At 65.5% G+C, this 19,672-nt stretch carries 22 protein-coding genes; 13 read left to right on the top strand and 9 right to left on the bottom strand.

Annotated elements, in window-relative coordinates; all coding sequences use genetic code 11:
• Positions 1-26 precede the first annotated feature (26 nt).
• From LH407_RS02885 to LH407_RS02865, 5 genes are all read left to right on the top strand, one after another.
• Complete coding sequence (locus LH407_RS02885) at positions 27-1,052, top strand: glycosyltransferase family 2 protein (protein ID WP_322132794.1); 1,026 nt, start codon at positions 27-29, stop codon at positions 1,050-1,052.
• A gap of 4 nt (positions 1,053-1,056) precedes the next feature.
• Positions 1,057-1,857: a CDP-alcohol phosphatidyltransferase family protein gene (locus LH407_RS02880; protein ID WP_322132795.1), complete on the top strand. Its 801-nt coding sequence runs from the start codon at positions 1,057-1,059 to the stop codon at positions 1,855-1,857.
• Positions 1,854-2,726, top strand: coding sequence for a glycosyltransferase family 2 protein (locus LH407_RS02875; protein ID WP_322132796.1), 873 nt, complete (start codon positions 1,854-1,856; stop codon positions 2,724-2,726). Before LH407_RS02880 ends, LH407_RS02875 begins: the two co-directional genes overlap by 4 nt.
• A gap of 57 nt (positions 2,727-2,783) precedes the next feature.
• Positions 2,784-4,076, top strand: a complete 1,293-nt coding sequence (locus tag LH407_RS02870; RefSeq protein ID WP_322132797.1) for a CDP-glycerol glycerophosphotransferase family protein — start codon at positions 2,784-2,786, stop codon at positions 4,074-4,076.
• A 68-nt stretch (positions 4,077-4,144) separates the two neighbouring features.
• Entirely contained in the window at positions 4,145-4,459 is a 315-nt protein-coding gene (locus tag LH407_RS02865) for a helix-turn-helix domain-containing protein (RefSeq protein ID WP_322132798.1), read from the top strand.
• A gap of 8 nt (positions 4,460-4,467) precedes the next feature.
• On the opposite strand, the gene LH407_RS02860 is transcribed toward LH407_RS02865, so the two are convergent.
• The 5 genes from LH407_RS02860 to LH407_RS02840 all read right to left on the bottom strand — a co-directional run bounded on the left by LH407_RS02860 (position 4,468) and on the right by LH407_RS02840 (position 7,934).
• Entirely contained in the window at positions 4,468-4,743 is a 276-nt protein-coding gene (locus tag LH407_RS02860) for a hypothetical protein (RefSeq protein ID WP_322132799.1), read from the bottom strand.
• 67 nt (positions 4,744-4,810) lie between these two features.
• Complete coding sequence (locus tag LH407_RS02855) at positions 4,811-5,626, bottom strand: hypothetical protein (RefSeq protein ID WP_322132800.1); 816 nt, start codon at positions 5,624-5,626, stop codon at positions 4,811-4,813.
• A gap of 44 nt (positions 5,627-5,670) precedes the next feature.
• Positions 5,671-6,411 carry an ABC transporter ATP-binding protein gene (locus LH407_RS02850; RefSeq protein WP_322132801.1) on the bottom strand — a complete coding sequence of 247 codons (741 nt, stop codon included), beginning with the start codon at positions 6,409-6,411 and terminating at the stop codon, positions 5,671-5,673.
• A 1-nt stretch (position 6,412) separates the two neighbouring features.
• Entirely contained in the window at positions 6,413-7,210 is a 798-nt protein-coding gene (locus LH407_RS02845) for an ABC transporter permease (RefSeq protein WP_322132802.1), read from the bottom strand.
• Between the two features lie 34 nt (positions 7,211-7,244).
• Positions 7,245-7,934: a phosphocholine cytidylyltransferase family protein gene (locus LH407_RS02840; RefSeq protein ID WP_322132803.1), complete on the bottom strand. Its 690-nt coding sequence runs from the start codon at positions 7,932-7,934 to the stop codon at positions 7,245-7,247.
• 195 nt (positions 7,935-8,129) lie between these two features.
• Between LH407_RS02840 and LH407_RS02835 the strand changes: the two genes are divergently transcribed.
• Genes LH407_RS02835 through LH407_RS02825 form a run of 3 tightly spaced genes read left to right on the top strand, consistent with a single transcriptional unit; the run spans position 8,130 to position 11,938 of the window.
• Positions 8,130-10,091: an ATP-binding cassette domain-containing protein gene (locus tag LH407_RS02835; RefSeq protein ID WP_322132804.1), complete on the top strand. Its 1,962-nt coding sequence runs from the start codon at positions 8,130-8,132 to the stop codon at positions 10,089-10,091.
• Positions 10,067-11,635, top strand: a complete 1,569-nt coding sequence (locus tag LH407_RS02830; protein ID WP_322132805.1) for a hypothetical protein — start codon at positions 10,067-10,069, stop codon at positions 11,633-11,635. The genes LH407_RS02835 and LH407_RS02830 overlap by 25 nt, the downstream gene beginning before the upstream one ends.
• A gap of 45 nt (positions 11,636-11,680) precedes the next feature.
• Entirely contained in the window at positions 11,681-11,938 is a 258-nt protein-coding gene (locus tag LH407_RS02825) for a DUF3039 domain-containing protein (protein ID WP_322132806.1), read from the top strand.
• Position 11,939: 1 nt separating this feature from the next.
• Here the strand turns inward: LH407_RS02825 and LH407_RS02820 are convergent, their stop codons facing one another.
• On the bottom strand, positions 11,940-13,229 hold the full coding sequence (locus LH407_RS02820; RefSeq protein WP_322132807.1) for a nicotinate phosphoribosyltransferase: 1,290 nt from the start codon (positions 13,227-13,229) through the stop codon (positions 11,940-11,942).
• A 53-nt stretch (positions 13,230-13,282) separates the two neighbouring features.
• Between LH407_RS02820 and murI the strand changes: the two genes are divergently transcribed.
• The 5 genes from murI (at position 13,283) to LH407_RS02795 (ending at position 17,368) form a co-directional block, all read left to right on the top strand.
• Positions 13,283-14,125, top strand: a complete 843-nt coding sequence (gene murI / locus LH407_RS02815) for a glutamate racemase (RefSeq protein ID WP_322132808.1) — start codon at positions 13,283-13,285, stop codon at positions 14,123-14,125.
• Complete coding sequence (gene rph / locus LH407_RS02810; RefSeq protein WP_322132809.1) at positions 14,122-14,847, top strand: ribonuclease PH; 726 nt, start codon at positions 14,122-14,124, stop codon at positions 14,845-14,847. The genes murI and rph overlap by 4 nt, the downstream gene beginning before the upstream one ends.
• A 42-nt stretch (positions 14,848-14,889) precedes the next feature.
• Positions 14,890-15,480 (top strand): RdgB/HAM1 family non-canonical purine NTP pyrophosphatase, encoded by a 591-nt coding sequence (gene rdgB, locus LH407_RS02805; protein ID WP_322132810.1) that lies wholly within the window; start codon positions 14,890-14,892, stop codon positions 15,478-15,480.
• An 84-nt stretch (positions 15,481-15,564) separates the two neighbouring features.
• The gene (locus tag LH407_RS02800) at positions 15,565-16,755 is read left to right on the top strand and encodes an Nramp family divalent metal transporter (RefSeq protein WP_407650654.1); all 1,191 of its coding nucleotides are present in this window, start codon (positions 15,565-15,567) and stop codon (positions 16,753-16,755) included.
• Between the two features lies 1 nt (position 16,756).
• On the top strand, positions 16,757-17,368 hold the full coding sequence (locus tag LH407_RS02795) for a metal-dependent transcriptional regulator (RefSeq protein WP_322132812.1): 612 nt from the start codon (positions 16,757-16,759) through the stop codon (positions 17,366-17,368).
• A 4-nt stretch (positions 17,369-17,372) separates the two neighbouring features.
• On the opposite strand, the gene LH407_RS02790 is transcribed toward LH407_RS02795, so the two are convergent.
• From LH407_RS02790 to LH407_RS02780, 3 genes are all read right to left on the bottom strand, one after another.
• Positions 17,373-17,804, bottom strand: coding sequence for a rhodanese-like domain-containing protein (locus LH407_RS02790; protein WP_322132813.1), 432 nt, complete (start codon positions 17,802-17,804; stop codon positions 17,373-17,375).
• Positions 17,805-17,893: 89 nt separating this feature from the next.
• On the bottom strand, positions 17,894-18,790 hold the full coding sequence (locus LH407_RS02785) for a DUF368 domain-containing protein (RefSeq protein WP_322132814.1): 897 nt from the start codon (positions 18,788-18,790) through the stop codon (positions 17,894-17,896).
• 82 nt (positions 18,791-18,872) lie between these two features.
• Positions 18,873-19,568, bottom strand: coding sequence for a DedA family protein (locus LH407_RS02780; protein WP_322132815.1), 696 nt, complete (start codon positions 19,566-19,568; stop codon positions 18,873-18,875).
• Positions 19,569-19,672: the final 104 nt, after the last annotated feature.

The following is a 19,672-nucleotide window of genomic DNA, read 5'->3' as shown; positions in this document are numbered from 1 at the left end:
CTCACCGCCACGACGTAACGGACCACATGACTGCGCAGTCTGACGCCCTCCCCGGTGTCTCGTATGTCATGCCCGTCCTCAATGAGGTCGACCACATCGAGGCCGCCGTCCTGAGTCTCACGAGTCAGGACTACACCGGCCCATCGGAGATCGTCATCGCTCTCGGCCCGAGTGTCGACGGTACGGATGATGTGATCTCCCGTCTCTCCGCAGCGGATCCGCGCATCCGTTCCATCCGCAATGAGGCGGGCTCCACCCCCTCGGGTCTGAACGTCGCGATCCGTGCATCGAGCTACCCCGTCGTCATTCGTGTTGATGCTCATTCGGTGCTTCCCCCCGACTACGCACGGGTCGCCGTCGAGACTCTCCTCGCAACAGGAGCTGACAACGTCGGCGGCATCATGAAAGCGGTCGGCCGCACCGCCTTCGAGAAGGCCGTCGCTCACGCATACGGTTCTCCCGAAGGTCTAGGGGGGACCCAGCACCACGTCGGTGGTCAGGCCGGACCCGCGGAAACCGCCTACCTCGGGGTGTTCCGACGTGATCGCCTGCTCGAGGTCGGCCTCTTCGACGAGGACATCAAGCGTGGCCAGGACTGGGAACTCAACCGCCGACTACGCGCGACCGGGGGCACGGTGTGGTTCACCCCGGCGCTCGAGGTCGAATACCGTCCGCGGTCGTCGCTGCGCCGCCTCATCCGTCAGTTCGTCGCCACCGGCATCTGGCGGGGTGAGCTCGCCCGGCGATTCGGTAGTGCCAACTCGTTGCGGTATTTCGTTCCGCCGCTCGCGGTGATCGGTATCCTCGCGGGTCTTGTTCTCGGCATCGTCGGGTCGGCGACGGGCATCTGGTGGTTTCAGTGTGCTTACCTCGCACCCGCTGCCTACCTGGTGCTCGTGATCGTGGCTGCTGTTCGTGCCGCGCGGCACGGTCTCGGCACGGCGGCCTGGTATCTCGTAGTCTTGCCCTGCATCCACTTCGCCTGGGGAACCGGTTTTCTCCTCGGCTTCCTGGGCATCACGAAGAACATCAAGCAGTACACGGGAAGGTGACCGCGTGGCCGACTCCCGCCCCGAATCGTTGGCGCAACTGCGCACGGTGACTCAGCCGCCCGAAGTGCGGCAACGAGCCAATGCCGAGCACTGGACGGCATCCCTCTATCTTCGCGACATCTCCCCGTACCTCACATGGGTGCTGTTGAAGACGAGCATCTCGGCCAACGGTGTCACGGGCCTCATGATCCTCGTCGGCTGGTCGACCGCGGCCGCCCTTCTCATCCCGGGGGTGGCAGGAGCTGCGCTCGCACTCGTCCTCGGTCAGCTCCAGATGCTCGTCGACTGCAGCGACGGCGAGGTCGCGCGGTGGCGCAACACCCGGTCGCCGGCCGGCGTGTTCCTCGACAAGGTCGGTCACTACACAACCGAGGCCCTGATACCCGTGATCCTCGGCATCCGTGCGGCGGGGTGGCCCCTCGAGTTTCCGGCCGACTTCGCCTGGACCACCGCCGGATTCGCGCTCGCGCTCATCATCGTGCTCAACAAGGCGCTCAATGACATGGTGCACGTCGCTCGTGCCAATGCTGGCCTCGAAAAGCTGAGTGATCGCAAGGGTGAAGCCGAGCCCAGCCAGGCACTCGTCGCACGACTGCGGCGAGCCGCCCGATTTGTGCCCTTCCACCGGCTGTACCACTCGGTGGAACTGACGATTCTCATCTTCGTCGCGTCGATCGTCGGACTCTTCCTACCCGATCCGCTCCTCGCCGATCGAGTGCTCCTGCTTGTTCTCCTTCCGCTCGCCCTCCTGGCCCTCGCGGGTCACTTCGTGGCGATCATCGCCTCGAAGCGCGTGCGCGCGTGACACCTGCTCCCACTGTCGGCGTTGTGTCCCTGACCCAGGGCACACGCCCGAGCGACCTCGCGGCGGGCCTCGCGAGTCTTCGTGCGCAAGAGGGTGTCGAACTCGACATCGTTGTGGTGGGCAATGGGTGGAAGCCGACAGGGATCCCCGAGGATGTTCGAACTCTCGCTCTCCCGGAGAACCTGGGTATCCCGGCCGGACGCAATCGTGGAGCCGAGGTGGTGGGTGGGGAGTACATCTTCTTCCTCGACGATGATGCGAGCATCCCGTCGCCGCGCTTCCTGATCGACGCGATCGAGCAGATGCGCGCCGATCCCACGATCGGTCTCCTGCAACCGAGAGTTGTGGACCCCACCGGCAAGGCCAACCCCCGCCGCTGGGTCCCGCGTATCCGCAAGGGGGACCCGGCGCAACCCGGACCGGTGTTCTCGGTGTGGGAAGGCGCGACCCTGTTACCGCGGAGCGTCTTCGACGAGACCGGTGGGTGGGCCGAGCCCTTTTTCTACGCGCACGAGGGCATCGAACTCGCCTGGCGTGTGTGGGCAGCCGGCCGCAGGACCTGGTACGCGGGCGATCTCATCGCTCATCACCCGGCAATCGAGCCGACGCGGCACTCGTACTACTACCGCCTGAACGCCCGCAATCGGGTCTGGCTGGCCAAGCGCAACCTGCCCTGGGTCATTGCGCCCCTGTACGTCGCGAGCTGGACGGGCATCCAGGTGCTGCGGTGGATCAGGCGACCGCGCGCGCTCGCCGCATGGCTGGGTGGCCTAGCGGAGGGCATCCGGACGTCGCCGGGCGGCCGCCGCAGCATCGGATGGGTAACGGTCTGGCGGATGACGCGCGCCGGCCGCCCTCCGCTGGTCTAATCTCACTGGGGTCATGCCCTCTCGGCACCTCACCGAGCACAGGAAAGGAGGCGGCGCATGCCGCTGCTGCACGACATCAAGACGGCGCGAAAGGTTCTGCAGAACATCCTTCGCTCGCGACGCACTCGTCGGCTCGTCGCGCAGGATCTTCCGAACCACCCCCTGCCGGAGCCCGGCACAATCAAGATCGCTCTCTACTTCGCCGACGCGAAGGTCAACCTCTATCAGGTGCGACAGTGGCTCGCCCCTCTCGCTGACATCGCGGGGGAGTGGCCGGTGGCCATCATTTCGCGGAGCCCCAGCGCCGTGCTTCCCCTGTGGGAGGAATCGCCCGTACCCGTTGTGTACTTGCGGCAGGTGGCCGACCTGGAGCACTTCGTTCACTCGCAGGACATCCGCATCGTGTTCTACGTCAACCAGAACGCTCGCAACTTCCAGATGTTCCGATACGGCCGCATGTGGCACGTGTTCATCAACCACGGCGAGTCCGACAAGATGTACATGACCACCAACCAGTTCAAGGCCTACGACTACAGCCTGGTTGCTGGCGACGCGGCCATCGACCGTCTGTCGCACAAACTGTGGGATTTCGACCTTCAGAAGCGCGCCATCCCCATTGGTCGCCCTCAGGCCGACCACTTTGCTGGCGAGTTGCCGTACACACCCGATGACCGCACCGTCGTTCTCTACGCCCCCACCTGGGAGGGCGACAGGGCGGCGGCAGCGTACGGTTCGATCGCGTCGCACGGCGTCTCGCTCGTGAAGGCACTTCTCGCCTCGACGGCGTATCGGGTCATCTATCGACCCCACCCTCGCAGTGGCGTGCTCGATCCCGACTACGCCAGAGCCCATCGGGACATCGTCGCGGCGTTGGAGGCCGCCAACGCCGCAGACGCCACCGCCCACCACGTCTACGACGACAAGCCGGCGCTCGGCTGGCAACTCGCCGCGGCGGATGTCGCGATCACCGACATTTCGGCGATGGTCTACGACCGCCTCGCCACGGGCAAGCCCATCATCGTCACTCGCCCGGCCTCACCCCTCGCGGACGTCGACGAATCCGGTTTTCTGGGCTCGTGTCAGTGGCTCACCGCGGACCAAGCGGGTGCTGTCATCGATGTCATCGACCGTGTGCAGAATGACCCGGATGCCCGCGCCACCCTGGACTTCTGGGCCGCGCGTCATTTCGGCGACACCACACAGGGCGCTGCCACCGAGAGGTTCCGCGGAGCGATTCGCCACCTCATGGGTGAGTGGGAGCGCCACCGGGCCATCCACGCGGGCGACCGCCTCGACAGCGAGGTCGACCCGTTCTCAGACGATGATGACGAGGGTGTGCCGCGCGAATGATGTGAGGCATATAACGCTCACTCGTGCACGCTCTGGTGGTGTGGCAATGCGGCAAGTAGCAATGAGTCATGCCCGCGTACCTCTCTCCCGCCGCTCGCGTTCTGGGGGAGCGGATCCGGGCGCAGCGGCTGACGTTCGCCATCAGCCAGGATGACGTGGCCAACCTCGCGGGAATGAACGTCTCCAACTACGGCAAGATCGAACGCGGCCTGAGCAACCCCACGTTTCACACGATCATCAAGATCGCGTCGGTACTGGGGATCGATCCGGGTGAACTCGTCAGCGGTTTGAGCGAAGACTCCCTTCCTCCCGAGGTCGAGACGTTCACGGCCCGCGATTTTGTGCTCGAGCGCACGAAGCGACGTACGGCGCCTTTGCGCTGAGGCCCCCGTCAGAAGCTCACTCGCCAGAGATACTCGGTGCCGTCGGGGCGAAACCAACGCACGACGAGGATCGCGTCCCGCGCGAGCGATCTGCCCTTGATGTCTACTTCGAGCGTCTCGCCCGGCTGGAGCCGAGCCGGTGCGTTAGCCCCCATGACTCCGGAGCCGTGCAGGGTGAGCGCGACACCCCGCAGTGTCTCGTCACTCGTATTCGTGAAGCGGAAGAGATGACCTCCCGCTCGTTCGAGTCGGAGGGGTACTCGATAGGCAGTGTCGGAGCGCATGCCATCACGTTAGGGACCACGACAGACGCCCTGTGATGGGCCTCTCGCGAGAACCGCTGGGGAGGAGTCAGCCTGCGTCGCCGGGCGGATCGAGTTCGCGGCGGCGCTTCTCTCGCTTCGGTTTAGGTGGCCTGAGAGCCTTGGGCTGTTTGGGCTGTTTGGGCTGTTTGGGCTGCTTGGGCACAACGCTCAGCCACTCGGGGAACACCTCCGGTGCCGCAGCAAAAGCGGATCGCGACGCGCGCACGATCTGGCGACCGAGCAGGTGGTTTCCGCCACCGCCGATGACAGCTCCGATCCCGAACGGGATCATGCGTCCAATAACGTTTGTGCCCTGCGCGACCGAGAACTTCTTGATGAACGTCTTCTTCAGCTGGTCGGCAATGGGCCCGACGACGGCCCGGGGCAACGACTTCGTGAGCGTCTCGCCCCAGAACGCCGATCGTGCCGGCCCACCTGCGGCTTGGCCCGCGAGTTGCCGTATGAGGTCGGTACCGGCGGTCCCCAGCACCATGGTCATGACGAGCGCTCGTGCGCGGTCGGGGTCTTCGACAACGATGCCGTGAATTTCGGCGATCGATTGCGCAAAGAGTGCGCTTGCCTCGAGGAAGCCAGCCGTTTCGACCCCTGACAGCGCGAGCGACGTGCCGACGCCGACGGCGGGGATGACGGCGGATGCCCCCACCGCTGCGCCCCCGGTTGTCACGGCGGCCAGGTACCGACGTTCGAGAATACGAATGATCTCGGACGGGCTCGCGGTCGGTCGGGATCGACGGATGCTGCGGATATGGGCGATCACGACGGGCCGCTGCACCGTCAACACCCGATCGATGCCTCTCACCACCATGGGGTTCGAGGGCGTGATCTCTGACGATGTCGCCATGCGGCTAACCGTACCCGAGCCAGCCTGGGAGCCGGGGAGGTTGCTCAGACGCCGTAGTCGGCGTTATAACGCTCGAGAACCTCGGCGATAGGGGCATCCATGACGAGCGCGCCCTTGTCGAGATACAGACCGCGTGTGCAGAATCGCCGAAGGTCCCGCTCGTTGTGGGAGACGAAAAATAGTGTTCTGCCGCCATCCAGCAGCTCCTGGATGCGGCGGTAGCACTTGTCGCGGAAGGCCTTGTCACCCACCGCGAGAACCTCGTCGACGAGGATGATCGGCTCCTCCAGACGCGAGATGACGGCGAACGCGATACGCACCTTCATGCCGCTCGACAGATGCTTGTACGGTGTGTCGACGAAGTCCTCGATTTCGGCGAACGCGATGATTTCCGCGAATCGTTCGTCGATCTCCGCTTTGGTCATGCCATGCAAACCTGCGGTCAGGTACACGTTGTCGCGAACCGTGAGATCGCCGACGAATCCGCCGGTGATCTCGATGAGTGGTGCAACACCCTGCGCCACGGTCACGCTGCCCTCGTCAGGGAGGAGGACCTCGGCCACGAGTTTCAGCAGCGTCGATTTGCCTTGCCCGTTGCGCCCGACCACTCCGATCGACTCTCCCGCGCGCACGTCGAAGCTCACGTTGCGCAAGGCCCAGAACTCGCCGGGACGCGTGCGGCGCGACCGCGCCGAGAAGAGGTCCTTGAAGTTGCGGCTCGACCGGCGGTTGCGGCGGAACCGGATGCCGGCGTCCCGCACGGAGATCACGAAGCTGTTGTCCATGTCAGATCGCCTTGAGTACCGCGCGCTCGGTGCGCGAGAAGACGAGCAGACCGACGACGAGCAGCGCAACACTCACGATCGCCGCCACGAGCACGGCGTACCAGTTGAGTTGTTCGGGGAAGAATGCCGCCCGGTAGAGCGAGAAGATACCGAACAGGGGATTGATGGGCGCGATCGCCTGCAAGTTGCTCGGCAGGTCTGACAGCCCGTAGATGATGGGGCTCGCGTAAAAAGCGAAACGAAGTGCGAGCTTGGTCGCCCTCTCGAGGTCGCGGAAGAACACGACAAGCGGAGCGACGATGAGTCCGACTCCGAGCGTGAGCACAAGTTGGAGCAGGATGCCCAGCACAAAGTACACGGCCTCCCAGTGCACGACGGCCCCGGTGGCGATGGCGAAAACCGCGAGCACGGGCAGGCTTGCTACGAACTCGATGCCCTTGGACAGCACGAGCCGACCGACCCAGATCGTGCGAGGGATCTTGGTAGATCGGATCAGCTTCGACTCACGCAAGAATGCGCGCGTGGAATCCGAGATGGCGCCGTTGAACCACATCCACGGGAGGAGGGCACTAAGCAAAAAAACGATGTACGGCTCGGTGCCGACCGGCCGCGCAAACACCTGGGTGAACACGAACCAGTAGATACCGGCCATGACAAGTGGGTCGAGGATCGACCACAAATATCCGAGCGCCGACGTCGAATATCGCACGCGCAGGTCGCGCACGGTGAGTAGCCACAACGAACGGCGGTACCGCGCTAGCGGCGACCAGTGCCGAGCGGGCAGCGCGGTGGATGACACGCCCCTATCGTAGGGTGCGCCGGTGTCGACAGCCTTAGACGAAGAGGTTCGCCCGCTCGAGGTCCTCGGCGAAGTCGATCTCGACCGCGTAGAGGTCAGAGATATCGACGGGCTCGAAACGCAGACCGTCTTCCTCGATCGCGAGCTCGATGCCGCGCTCGAAGTAGTCCTGGTCTCCCACACGCTTGAGCTGGCGCAGGAGCGTGGCCTTGTCGTCGCGCGAGACGTAGTTGATACCGACTGCCTCGCCGTGTCCGCCGACAACCGCCTTCGAGAGCTCCTTGATGTAACCCTCGGCGGTGGTCGTGTACTTGACCTCCTCGTCGGACACCTTCGCGGTGTTGACCGACACGAAGGACTGCTCGCGTGCCACAAGAGCAGCGGCACGCTCGAGGGCCATCGGGTCGAAAACGACATCGCCGTTCATCCACAGCACGCCGCCCGGAGCGGATGCCTGGAGCGCACGCATGAGGCTCTTCGAGGTGTTGGTCTGGTCGTACTGCTCGTTGTAGACGAAGGATGCCTCGGGGAACGCCTCGATGATGTGCTCGAGCTTGTAGCCGACAACGATGGTCACCTGGGCGTTGGAGCCGAAGGCGAACCGGATGTTGTCGAACTGCTGCTGCATGATCGTGCGGCCGTCCGCGAGCTCGGTGAGCGGCTTCGGCAGCGATCGGCCGAGCCGACTGCCCATACCGGCGGCGAGAATGACGATCTGCGTCACAGCGGTCTCCTTCGAAGTTGAGAAATCGCGTCCGCGAGAATTTGGCTTATGTTTACCGCAGAGTTGATGGTCGGACACGCCGTTGTGCTCGTTCCAGAGTAGCCAATCACCCCCGAGCGGGGCTCAGAATCACGCGTTCGTTGTTGATTCGTGATCCTGACGTGAGGTTCCCTTGGACGTTGGTAGGTTTGTACGGTGGAAAACGCCCCTGAGCCCGAGTCGGGCGCGCCCAAAAAGCGGGCACCGGCCCGCCCGAAAACTCCGGTGCGTAAGACCACGGGTGCCCGTAAGCCCGCAGGGGAGCCCGCTCCTGACGTGAGCACCTCGTCGTCAGCGAAGCCTCCACAGGCCCGGACGGGCAAAAAACCCGCCCCGCGTGCCAAACCAACGCCGACGGCCAAGCCGGCTCCAGCGGCAAAGCGGACTCCGGCAGCGAAGCCCGCGTCCGCGACAAAGCCGTCGCCCTCGTCGGCCGCTGACCCTGAATCCAGCGCACAAGAGAAGGCTTCGACCTCCGCCACTCCGCGCACGCCGGCATCCAAGTCGACCGCGAGCAAAACAACGTCCGGCAAGGCCGCAACCGGCAAGGCTGCAGCGAGCAAGTCTCCCGCGAGAAAACCAGCAGCCAAGAAGCCTGCCGCGACCAAAGCGGCCACAGCCAAGGCGGGCACAGCCAAGGCGACCACAACCAAGGCAGCGACCGACACAGCAGAGCCGGACACGGCAGCGTCGGAGGAGTTGGCGGCCGATACCACGGTGGCCGAAGAGTCGATCGTCAGTGAGTCGATCCCCGACGTGACCGAGGCGGCCGATGCCGCTGACGAGAGTGCAGCAGAGTCGACGCCCGAGACGGCGGCCGAGGTGCCCCCGTCGACGACGGATGACGCGGCCGCCGCGGACCGACCGCGCGTCGGCTTCAGCGTGCCGAAGCTCACCGCGCCGAAGCTCAAACTGCCGAGCGGTATCGCCCGGGCGTCCCGTGCGGTCGGAAGTCTGCTTCGCGGTGACGCGACCGACGAGGCCGAGGGCAAAACCGACAAGCCAGCCGAGCAGGACTCCGCCGAGGCACCCGCTGTCGAGGCACCCGACGTCGAGGCACCCGCGGAGGAGTCGACGACCTCGGAACCCGTTGCAACTGTCGAGGCCGAGGCCGAGGCCAAGGTCGAGGAAAACGTCGAGCCGGAGCCGGAATCTGAGCCAGAGCCGGAACCTGAGCCCGAGCCCGAGCCCGAGCCCGAGCCCGAGCCTGCAGCGAAGCCCGAGCCCGAAGCCAAGCCCGCGCCCAAGCCCAAGCCCAAGTCCGCGACGGCTCCCGTGCGCAAGACGCCCGTCAAACCTAAGCCTGTCGCGAAGCCGGGGCCCGCGTCCAAGCCCAAGGCGAAAAAGAAGCCAGTCAAGGATGCCGTCCTCAGTGTCCGGGGACTCACCAAGCACTACGGCTCCACCCTCGCCGTCGACGACATCGACCTCGACGTTCCGGCTGGCACCATCTACGGCATCGTCGGCCCCAACGGCGCGGGAAAGACCACAACGCTTTCCATGATCACGGGCCTGCTGCGACCGGACTCCGGAACCGTCACCGTCCACGACGCGGACGTGTGGAACGACCCCGTCGCGGCAAAGCGCAACATGGGAGTCCTTCCCGATCGGCTGCGACTCTTCGACCGGCTCACCGGTTCGCAGCTCCTCTACTATTCCGGCGTGCTGCGCGGCCTCGACAATGCTGAGGCGCGCAAACGCAGCACCGACCTCGCGAGGGCCTTCGGCCTCGAGGAAGCCCTCGGAAGACTCGTGGGCGACTACTCCGCCGGTATGACCAAAAAGATCGCCCTCGCGGCGGCCATGATCCACTCGCCACGGCTCCTCGTTCTCGACGAGCCGTTCGAGTCGGTCGACCCCGTCTCCGCGGCGACCGTCACGGGCATCCTGCGCAGCTACACGGCAGCGGGAGGAACCGTCGTGCTGTCCAGCCACAGCATGGCCCTCGTCGAGCGAACGTGCGATCGTGTCGCCGTGGTGGTTGGCGGCACCGTGCTCGCCGACGGAACCGTTGACGAGGTGCGAGACGGCGAGAGTCTCGAAGACCGTTTCATCGAGCTTTCGACGAGCGGGGTTCCGCAGGAGGGGATCGAGTGGTTGCACAGTTTCTCCGACTGAGGCTGGAGACGCTCGGCAACCTCATCCGTCGCCCCCCACTCCAAGCCTTCGGGATGACGATCGGCATCCTCGCCGGCCTGGCCCTCGTTGTCTTCACTGCCGGCGTTCTCGGCTCGCTGCGCGACGAATCGCCCGATATCGCCAGGGCGGTGGTCATCACCGTGGGCAGCGTGGTGTCCCTCATTTTCGCGCTCGGTGCACTGGCTTTCGGTGCGGACGATTCACTCGAGCCCCGCCGGTTCGCGCTGTTGGGCATCCCGCCGACACGACTCACGGTCATGATCGGTATTGCCTCCCTCGTGAGCATTCCGGTGCTTTCGGTGCTGACGCTGAGCTTCGCGCAGGTCGTCGGGTGGAGCGAGAATCCCGCCGCGATCGGTTATGCGGTGCTCGTTGTGCCGATCATCGTCGCCACGAGTGCGCTGCTGGGGCGTGTGGGTTCGGCGATCGCGGCACTGTATCTGTCCACGCAGCGACGCCGCGAGGTGGTCGGTCTCATCGCGTTTGCGACCGTTGTTGTGGCGGCACCGGGGATCGCTGCCCTGTCCGCGGTGGACTGGGGCAGCCACGGGCTGCCGATCATCCGCCGCATCGCCGCCGTCGCGACCTGGACACCCTTCGGTGCGGCGTGGAGCGTGCCGGCGGACGCCGCCATCGGGCGCACGGATGACGCGCTCCTCAAGCTCGGCATCGCGCTCGGGTTCCTCGTGCTGCTCGCGCTCGTGTGGCGCCTGCTCGTGGGGCGGATGCTCGTCTCCCCGCAGTTGCAGGAGCGCCGCCGACCGTACCGGGGCCTCGGATGGTTCGGTGCACTTCCCGCCTCCCCCCTCACGGCTGTCGCGGCGCGGAGCCTCAGCTATTGGGGCCGGGACCCGCGGTACCTCGTGAGTATCGCTGTCGTCCCGGTTGTCGCTCTCGTCGTCGTCGGGACGCTCGTGATCGCCGGTGTGCCGGGCGAGATCATCGCGTGGATTCCCGTCCCAATCATGTGTCTGTTCCTCGGCTGGATCGTTCACAACGATGTCGCGCAGGACTCCACTGCGTTCTGGTTGCACCTCTCCACGAGTACCGCTGGCTACGCCGACCGTCTGGGTCGCATAGTCCCTCCGCTCCTGATCGGCCTCCCCCTGGTGGTTGCGGGTTCGTTCATCACCGTGTGGGTCACGGGACACCCGGAGTTCTTGCTCGGGGTGCTGGGACTTTCGGCGTGTGTGCTCTTCAGCGCGCTCGGTGTCGCGAGTGTGTTCTCGGCTGCGTTCCCCTATCCGGCTGTTCTGCCGGGTGCCAATCCGTTCGCCCAGCCCCAGCGCACGAGTTCCGCGAGCTCGGTCGTGCAGGTCGCGGCGTTTGTTCTCCCGCTCCTTCTCGCGGCACCCGTCGTCTGGTTCGTTGTGACGGGGATCCTCGATACGGGCGACTTCGGTACGGCATTCTTCGTTGGGCTCGGCATCGGCCTCGTCGCCCTTATCGGCGGTGTGCTGTGGGGCGGCTCCATCGTCGATCGCCGCGCCCCGGAACTGCTCGAGTTCACCCTCCAGAACTGAGCCGGCTCACGGCGTCGTGTACTCGGCGCGACGTACACTGTCGTCATGGCGGACACCGATCACACCGGCGGCGGAACCGACACCCTCGACCGCGAAATCGAACAACTTCTCACGCGTGAGGTCGTCGAGGAAGGCGATCACGAGCGCTTCTCCCACTACGCACCGAAAAACGCGATCCTCGAGTCCGCACTCACCGGCAAGCCGGTCAAGGCGCTGTGCGGCAAGTTGTGGACTCCGGGGCGCGATCCCGAGAAGTTCCCCATCTGCCCGACGTGCAAGGAGATCTACGAGACCCTGAAGTGATTCAGGCGTAACGGGTCGGGATCGCCGGCTCACCGCGGCCGAGGCGCAGGGCATCCTCCGGCAGTTCGGCGATCGCCATCGCCCGGTGTTCGCGCGCTCGTTCGGTGCCATCTTTGCCCCGATAGCGTTCGATGGGTGCGCCGTCGACAACGAGCGGCACACTCAACTCCCGGCCGTCGACGGATACCCCTCCATCGCCCACGACGATGGTCTCCGCGATCGCGACACCACCGTCCAGGGTGCGAACCCCGCGCTTGCGGCCACCGACCGTCGCCTTCTCGGCCGACTTTTTGGCGACGGGAATCCACGCGCCAGCGTCGTCCCGATGCGCGACGAGTTTGTAGACGAAACCGGATGCCGGATGCCCGGACCCCGTCACCACGGAGGTACCGACCCCGAACGAGTCGACCGGTGCTGCGCGCAGGGCAGCGATCGTGTACTCGTCGAGGTCGTTGGTCACGGTAATGCGCGTGGACGTCGCGCCCAGGGCATCCAATTGAGCGCGCACCGCCGCAACCTGTGTCGGAAGGTCCCCGGAGTCGATGCGCACCGCGCCGAGTCCGGTGCCCGCGACGCGTACTGCGAGCTCAACGCCGCGTTCGATGTCGAACGTGTCCACGAGCAGTGTGGTGCCGGGGCCGAGCGCCTCGACCTGCGCGCGGAAGGCGTCTTCTTCGCTGTCGTGGAGCAGGGTGAACGAGTGTGCTGCCGTGCCCATGGTGGGGATGCCCCACCGCCGCCCCGCCTCCAGATTGCTGGTGGCGCTGAAGCCCGCGATGTACGCGGCGCGGGCGGCGGCGATCGCAGCGCTCTCGTTGGCCCTGCGGGACCCCATCTCCGCGAGTGGCTTTCCCTCGGCGGCGGCAACCATACGCGACGCGGCGGAAGCGATCGCGCTGTCGTAATTGAGCACACTCAGCGCGAGGGTTTCAAGGATCACGGCCTCGGCGAAGGTGCCTTCGACGACGAGGATGGGGGAGCCAGGGAAGTAGGCCTCACCCTCCCGATAACCGCTGATCGTGCCGCGGAAGCGGTAGTCGGCGAGCCACTCCAGGGTGCGGTCGCGGACAACACCGTTCGCCTTCAGCCAGGCCAACTGCTCGTCTTGAAAACGGAACTCGCCGATCGCGTCGAGGAGTCTGCCGGTGCCCGCGACGATACCGAAGCGTCGAGTCTCCGGTAGGCGCCTTGCGAAGACTTCGAAGACGCACTCGCGATCGTGTGTTCCGCTCCCGATCGCGGCATCGATCATGGTGAGCTCGTAACGATCCGTCAGCAGCGCGGTGCTCATGCGCTCAAGGATAGGCCGCGCCGGGGTCGCGCTCCCGGTTAGGCTGGTCGGCGATGAGTGATGCGCCGATCGGAGTTTTCGACAGCGGTGTCGGTGGGCTCACGGTGGCCCGCGCGATCATCGATCAACTCCCACACGAGTCGATCCTCTACGTCGGCGACACGATCCACTCCCCGTATGGGCCCAAACCCATCGCCGCCGTGCGCGAGTACGCGCTCGCCGTGATGGATGACCTCGTGGCGCAGGGCGTCAAACTCCTCGTGATTGCCTGCAACACGGCATCCGCCGCCGTGCTTCGGGATGCCCGGGAGCGCTACACGGATGGCCACGGGATTCCCGTCGTCGAAGTGATTCAGCCCGCCGTGCGGGCGGCGGTGCGGCAAACCCGCAATCGACGGGTGGGTGTGATCGGCACGGTCGGAACGATCAAGTCGAAAGCCTACGAGGATGCCTTTGCCGCGGCATCCGACCTCGAACTCATCACGAGGTCGTGCCCGCGTTTTGTGGAGTTCGTCGAGGCGGGGGTCACCAGTGGCCCAGAACTCTTCGCCGTCGCGGAGGAGTACCTCGCACCCCTCAAGTCGGCTCACATCGACACCCTGGTGCTCGGATGCACGCACTATCCGCTTCTCGCAGCCGCCATCCAGTACGTGGTCGGCGATGACGTGACGCTGGTATCGAGCGCGGAGGAGACGGCCTTCGATGTCTACCGCACGCTCGTTCAGCACGGCATCGAGCGCACCGCGACGGCCGCGCCTCGCTACGACTTCGAGGCCACCGGGCCCGACAAGGACGACTTCAAACGACTCGCCTCGCGCTTTCTCGGGCCCGAGGTTGTGCGCGTGGAGACATTCGACACGGGAGCGATCTCGCTGCCGCGACAGGAGAGACGATGACTAGGAAAGACGGACGCGAAGCGAACGAACTTCGCTCGGTGACGATCGAGCGCGGGTGGAGTGAGCAGGCCGAGGGTAGCGCCCTCATCTCCTTCGGACGTACGAAGGTGCTGTGCACCGCGAGCTTCACCAATGGTGTTCCCCGCTGGCTTGCAGGCAAGGGCAAAGGCTGGGTGACGGCGGAGTACGCGATGCTGCCGCGTTCCACCAACGACCGGATGGACCGGGAATCCGTCAAGGGAAAGATCGGCGGACGCACCCACGAGATCTCACGCCTCATCGGCCGGAGCCTCCGCGCGGTGATCGACACGAAGGCTCTCGGTGAGAACACGATCGTGATCGACTGCGACGTGCTGCAGGCCGACGGCGGAACACGCACCGCGGCCATTACGGGTGCCTACGTCGCCCTCGTCGACGCGATCGAGTGGGGACGCTCGAAGGGGTTCATCGGCAAAAACGCCAAGGCGGTCATCGACTCCGTCGCTGCCGTGAGTGTCGGGATCGTTGACGGCGAACCGCTGCTCGACCTCGCCTACGTCGAGGATGTCAGAGCGGAAACGGACATGAACGTCGTGATGACCGGTCGAGGGCTCTTCGTGGAGGTGCAGGGCACCGCCGAGGGCGCTCCATTCGACCGACGAGAACTGGATTCCCTCCTCGATCTCGCACTGAGCGGCGGCACCGAACTCACGGCACTGCAGACCTCTGCACTATCGTCATAGCTCCACACCCGGCACATTCCCGCTAGCCACGGAAGGGCGCACATGCAGCCACGTCGTATCGTTTTGGCAACTCACAACGCGCACAAGGTCGAGGAGCTCACGCGCATCCTCGGCCCCGCCCTGGACGGCCTGGAGCTCGTCGCCTACGACGGGCCAGAACCCGTCGAGGACGGCGCGACCTTCCAGGAGAATGCCCTCATCAAAGCTCGCGCGGCGGCGGCACACACCGGTCTGCCGGCGCTCGCCGACGATTCCGGGATCTGTGTCGACGCTCTCGACGGCGCACCCGGCATCCACTCGGCCCGGTACGCGGGCACACGCGTGGACGCCGACAACGTTGCGCACCTGCTCGAACAGTTGGGTGACGCATCCGATCGATCGGCGCAGTTCGCGTGCGCGGCTGCGTTCGTTGACGGCGACGACGAGTTGGTGGAGCTGGCCCTGTGGCCGGGAACCGTGCTCTCCGAGCCGGTAGGCGGCGGGGGCTTCGGTTACGACCCCATCTTCAAGCCGGAGGGTCTCTCGGTGAGTGCTGCTGAACTGCGCCCGGACGAGAAGAATGCGATCAGCCACCGCGCCCTGGCCTTCGGTGTGCTTATGCCCCAGGTGCGGGAGCGTCTCGTCACGTCGTAGTCCCCGCGAGATTGTGCGTAAGATTTCGGTGTGCCGAAATCGCAGTTCACGGATGCATCGAAGCCCCGGTCCCGTGCAACACTCATGCTCCTCGGCCCGGCGTTCGTCGCCGCGATCGCCTACGTCGACCCCGGCAACGTTGCAGCCAACCTGACCGCGGGAGCGCGATACGGGTACCTGCTGCTGTGGGTACTCGTTCTCGCTAACGCCATCGCGGTTCTCGTGCAGTATCAGTCGGCGAAGGTCGGCCTCGTCACCGGCAAAAGCCTCTCCGAGATCCTCGGTGAGCGTCTGCCAACCGCGCCGCGCCGTCTGTATTGGGTTCAGGCCGAACTCGTCGCAGCGGCCACCGACGTCGCGGAAGTGCTGGGTGGAGCCATCGCGCTCTACCTGCTGTTCGGCATCCCACTCCCACTCGGCGGCCTCATCGTCGGCATCGCCTCCATGGTGCTGCTGTCGGTGCAATCCCGCCGGGGCCAACACGCGTTCGAGATCGTCATCGTCACGCTCCTCGCGGTCATCGTTGTCGGCTTCATGTCGGGGCTGCTGTTCTCCGGAATCGACCCAGGCGAAGCAGTGCTCGGCATCGTTCCCCGCTTCGAGGGGGTCGATTCGGTGCTGCTGGCGACGAGCATGCTCGGTGCCACCGTCATGCCCCACGTCATCTACCTCCACTCGGCCCTCGCGCGCGACCGCCACGGAGTCGGACACGACGCTGCGGGCATCCGGCGCCTACTCCGCGCAACACGCTGGGACGTCGGTGCGGCGCTCGTGGTCGCCGGTGCGGTCAACATCTCGATGCTCCTGCTCGCGGCATCCTCTCTTCGTGGACTCGACGGCACCGACACCATCGAAGGAGCGCACGCTGCCGTCGTGGCAACCCTCGGGCCCGCGGTCGGTGTGATCTTCGCCGTAGGGCTACTCGCGTCGGGGCTCGCATCCACGAGTGTGGGCACCTACGCTGGGTCGTCCATCATGGGGGGACTGCTCAAGGTGCGGGTGCCGCTCCTGCTCCGGAGAGTCATCACGCTTGTGCCGGCCCTCGTGATCCTCACCATCGGCTTTGACCCCACACAAGCGCTCGTGCTCAGCCAAGTGGTGCTGAGCTTCGGCATCCCGTTCGCACTCGTGCCGCTCGTGTGGATCGCGAGCTCGCGCAAGCATCTCGGCGAGTTCGTGAACGCACCGTGGTTACGCTGGGCCGGTTGGGCGTCAGCCGTTGTTATCAGTGCGCTCAACGTGCTCCTGATCGTGCTCGTTGTGACGGGTGGGTGACATGCCCGTCAGCGCGAGTGCGATCGAGGACTACGTCAAAGTCATCTACGCCCACACCGAATGGCAGAGCGAACCCATCACCAGCTCGGTGCTCGCTGCTCGCCTCGGACTTGCCGCATCGTCGGTAACCGAGATGATCAAAAAACTCGTTGTGCAGGGACTAGTACTCCACGAACCGTACGGTGCAATCGAACTCACCCCGTCCGGGCGGCGGCTCGCCCTCGGCATCGTGCGTCGACACCGCCTCATCGAAACGTGGCTCGTCGAGCAACTCGGCTATCGCTGGGATGAGGTGCACGACGAGGCGGAGGTGCTCGAGCACGCCGTGAGCGATCGACTGCTCGATGCGTTAGACGCCCGCCTCGGGCATCCGACAAGCGACCCCCACGGCGACCCCATTCCCACGTCGGACCTCGACGTCGTGATGCCGGATGCCGTGCTCCTCAGTACCGCGGAATCCGGCGGGACCATCGCGCGCGTAAGTGATCGCGACCCCATGTTGCTGCGGTACCTTGCGGCCGAGGGGCTCTCCATCGGAGCTCGACTGACCGCGCAGCGCCGGGGCGAGATGCCCACGGACGCGCTCGATGCGATCTGGGTGATCCCGGACTGAGCTACTAGCAGTCGCAGCTCACCGCGAAAGCGGGGGCGGTGAGGGTGTCGACGTCGCGGTGCACGTGTCCGGCATCCGTCAGCACCGGGAGACCCTCGCGTGCCCAGTACTCAAACCCGCCGATCATCTCGCGAACGCTGTACCCGAGGCGCGCGAACTCGATCGCAGCCTTCGTCGCGCCGTTGCAGGCAGGGCCCCAGCAGTACACAACGACCGGTGTGCCGGGAGCCACGAGATCCTTGGCCCGTTCGGCGATCTGCGCGGTCGGAAGGTGCACAGCACCCTCGGCGCGACCCTGTGCCCACGCGGCGTCCCCACGTGTATCGATGAACGCGAAACTCTCGCCGGCCGCCTGTGCCGCACGCACGTCGGAGGGGTCGGTCTCGAAGCGCAGCTTCGCCTCGAAGTGGGCCAGGATGGCGGCGGTGTCTGTCATGCTGCGACGCTAGCGGTCGACACTGCCTTTCGCGGCGGGCTGCATCGAATGTGGCAGTCAGTGTGCACCGATATGGCGCTAAATCGCCGCTATCTCTCCGGATCGACCGGGTGGGGCGTCGGGTCGCTTACGGTGTCCTCGCTCAGCACGTGACGCCTGACCAGGATCGCCTCCACGATGAGCAGCACGAGCACCGCCAACACGCCGACCGCGAAGAGGGTCACAGCGGTGAGCGCTTCAGGGCCCGCAGGGAGAAGAGCGTTCTCCTCGCTCTGCCACGGCCACATCGAGCGGAGAGAACCCAGCATGAGGCCCGTCACGACAATCAGGGTGATGCGGCGGTGGCGAGAAAGAAGCCACTGCAGTCCCGAGACGAACAGCCCGAGTCCGACGATCGCGCCAAGGGCAAACACCGCCACGTAGGCGAGATTTCTGTCGTTGACCGCGGCCAGCGTCGGTGCATACATTCCCACCGTAAGGAGAAGGTACGACCCCGAAACCCCGGGGAGCACGAGGGCACACACCGCGAAAGCCGCGGCAATGGCGACCACCCACAGCGGCGGGTTCGCATCGCCGGCCGGGGGGAGCCCCGTCAAAAAGAACGTGAGCGCTGCGGCCGCCAACACGACCGCCACCTCGTGCACGCGCCACCGGCCGCCGACCATACGTATCGGCACGATAAGAGATGCCGCGATCAGTCCCGCGAAGAGTGCCTTCGTCTCGACCGGATGCTCCTCCACGAGCGGTGCAACAAACCGCGCCCCGATCACCACGGCAGCGAGCATCCCGACCCCGATCGGGATCACCACCACCCAGCGCACCGACCGAAAATGCTCCACTGCGCGCGACGTGCCCCGCCCTCGAAGGCCGTCGGAGATGAGGCGCACCACACCGCGCGCGAGGTGGCCAGCGCCATCGATGAGGGTGTCGTAGACCCCGAGGATGAGCGCGATGGTGCCGCCGCTCACTCCCGGAATGACCTCCACGATGCCGATAAGACCGCCGCGGACGGCATCAAGAACAGGGCGAATAACGCGTCGTGCAGAAGAGATAAAAAACTCCAGGAAATCAGGCTGCGGGGGCGTCGTCCTTCGACGCCGCAGCGGATGCCGCCTCAGCGCGCTCCTCGGAGCGCATCTTGATGCGCTCCGAGACGACGTGGTACACGATGCCGATGATGGCGATAGTGATGACGCCGAGGAGCACCAGCTCGATGTACTCGGTCACGATCTCGGCCACACCGGGGATGTGGGCAACACCCCATCCGAGCAGCGTGAGACCAACGCCCCACGCCAGTGCGCCGATCACGTTGAACAACAAGAAGCGTCGGTAGTGCATCTTGCCGACGCCAGCCGCGACCGGGGCAATCGTGCGCACGACGCCGATGAAGCGGGCAATCGTCACCGCCCACCCTCCGTACTTGTCGAAGAAGTGTTGGGTGCGCGCGACGCTCTTCTTCGAGAAGAACCCGTTCGATTTTCGCTCGAAGATCGCCGGGCCGGATTTATGCCCGATGAAGTATCCGAGCTGATCACCCGCGACGGCGGAGACAAAAATCGCGAGCACAACAAGCCAGATGGGGAACGGGATCACGCCGGTGAAGGTGAGCACTCCCGTGATGACGAGAAGGGTGTCGCCCGGGAGCAGGAACCCGATGAGCAAACCGGTCTCGACGAAGACGATCGCGCACACCACCAAGAGACCCCACACACCGGCGTCGGTGATGAGCGACTCGATGTCGAAGAAGCCGATGCTCAAGTGCACGAGTGCGACCCCTCTTAGTGGCGAATGCGGAACTCTCAGCGTACCGGGCGAAGCTGAGCGAGAGTTCGCGAGCTGCAGACCGGACTGCGTGGCCGTTCGGTGCC

It is taken from the genome of Antiquaquibacter oligotrophicus (assembly GCF_020535405.1).
In the GTDB taxonomy this organism is placed as follows: Bacteria; Actinomycetota; Actinomycetes; order Actinomycetales; family Microbacteriaceae; genus Rhodoglobus; species Rhodoglobus oligotrophicus.
This window is presented reverse-complemented; position numbering and strand designations above follow the sequence as displayed.

Bases quoted from the DNA above. Each gene is read 5' to 3' on its own strand.
- LH407_RS02860 (WP_322132799.1), bottom strand. From the start codon at position 4,743: ATGCGCTCCGACACTGCCTATCGAGTACCCCTCCGACTCGAACGAGCG.
- LH407_RS02795 (WP_322132812.1), top strand. From the start codon at position 16,757: ATGCCCGTCAGCGCGAGTGCGATCGAGGACTACGTCAAAGTCATCTAC.
- rph (WP_322132809.1), top strand. From the start codon at position 14,122: ATGACTAGGAAAGACGGACGCGAAGCGAACGAACTTCGCTCGGTGACG.
- LH407_RS02800 (WP_407650654.1), top strand. From the start codon at position 15,565: ATGCTCCTCGGCCCGGCGTTCGTCGCCGCGATCGCCTACGTCGACCCC.
- LH407_RS02885 (WP_322132794.1), top strand. From the start codon at position 27: ATGACTGCGCAGTCTGACGCCCTCCCCGGTGTCTCGTATGTCATGCCC.
- LH407_RS02870 (WP_322132797.1), top strand. From the start codon at position 2,784: ATGCCGCTGCTGCACGACATCAAGACGGCGCGAAAGGTTCTGCAGAAC.
- LH407_RS02855 (WP_322132800.1), bottom strand. From the start codon at position 5,626: ATGGCGACATCGTCAGAGATCACGCCCTCGAACCCCATGGTGGTGAGA.
- LH407_RS02865 (WP_322132798.1), top strand. From the start codon at position 4,145: ATGCCCGCGTACCTCTCTCCCGCCGCTCGCGTTCTGGGGGAGCGGATC.
- LH407_RS02790 (WP_322132813.1), bottom strand. From the start codon at position 17,804: ATGACAGACACCGCCGCCATCCTGGCCCACTTCGAGGCGAAGCTGCGC.
- LH407_RS02825 (WP_322132806.1), top strand. From the start codon at position 11,681: ATGGCGGACACCGATCACACCGGCGGCGGAACCGACACCCTCGACCGC.
- LH407_RS02820 (WP_322132807.1), bottom strand. From the start codon at position 13,229: ATGAGCACCGCGCTGCTGACGGATCGTTACGAGCTCACCATGATCGAT.
- rdgB (WP_322132810.1), top strand. From the start codon at position 14,890: ATGCAGCCACGTCGTATCGTTTTGGCAACTCACAACGCGCACAAGGTC.
- LH407_RS02850 (WP_322132801.1), bottom strand. From the start codon at position 6,411: ATGGACAACAGCTTCGTGATCTCCGTGCGGGACGCCGGCATCCGGTTC.
- murI (WP_322132808.1), top strand. From the start codon at position 13,283: ATGAGTGATGCGCCGATCGGAGTTTTCGACAGCGGTGTCGGTGGGCTC.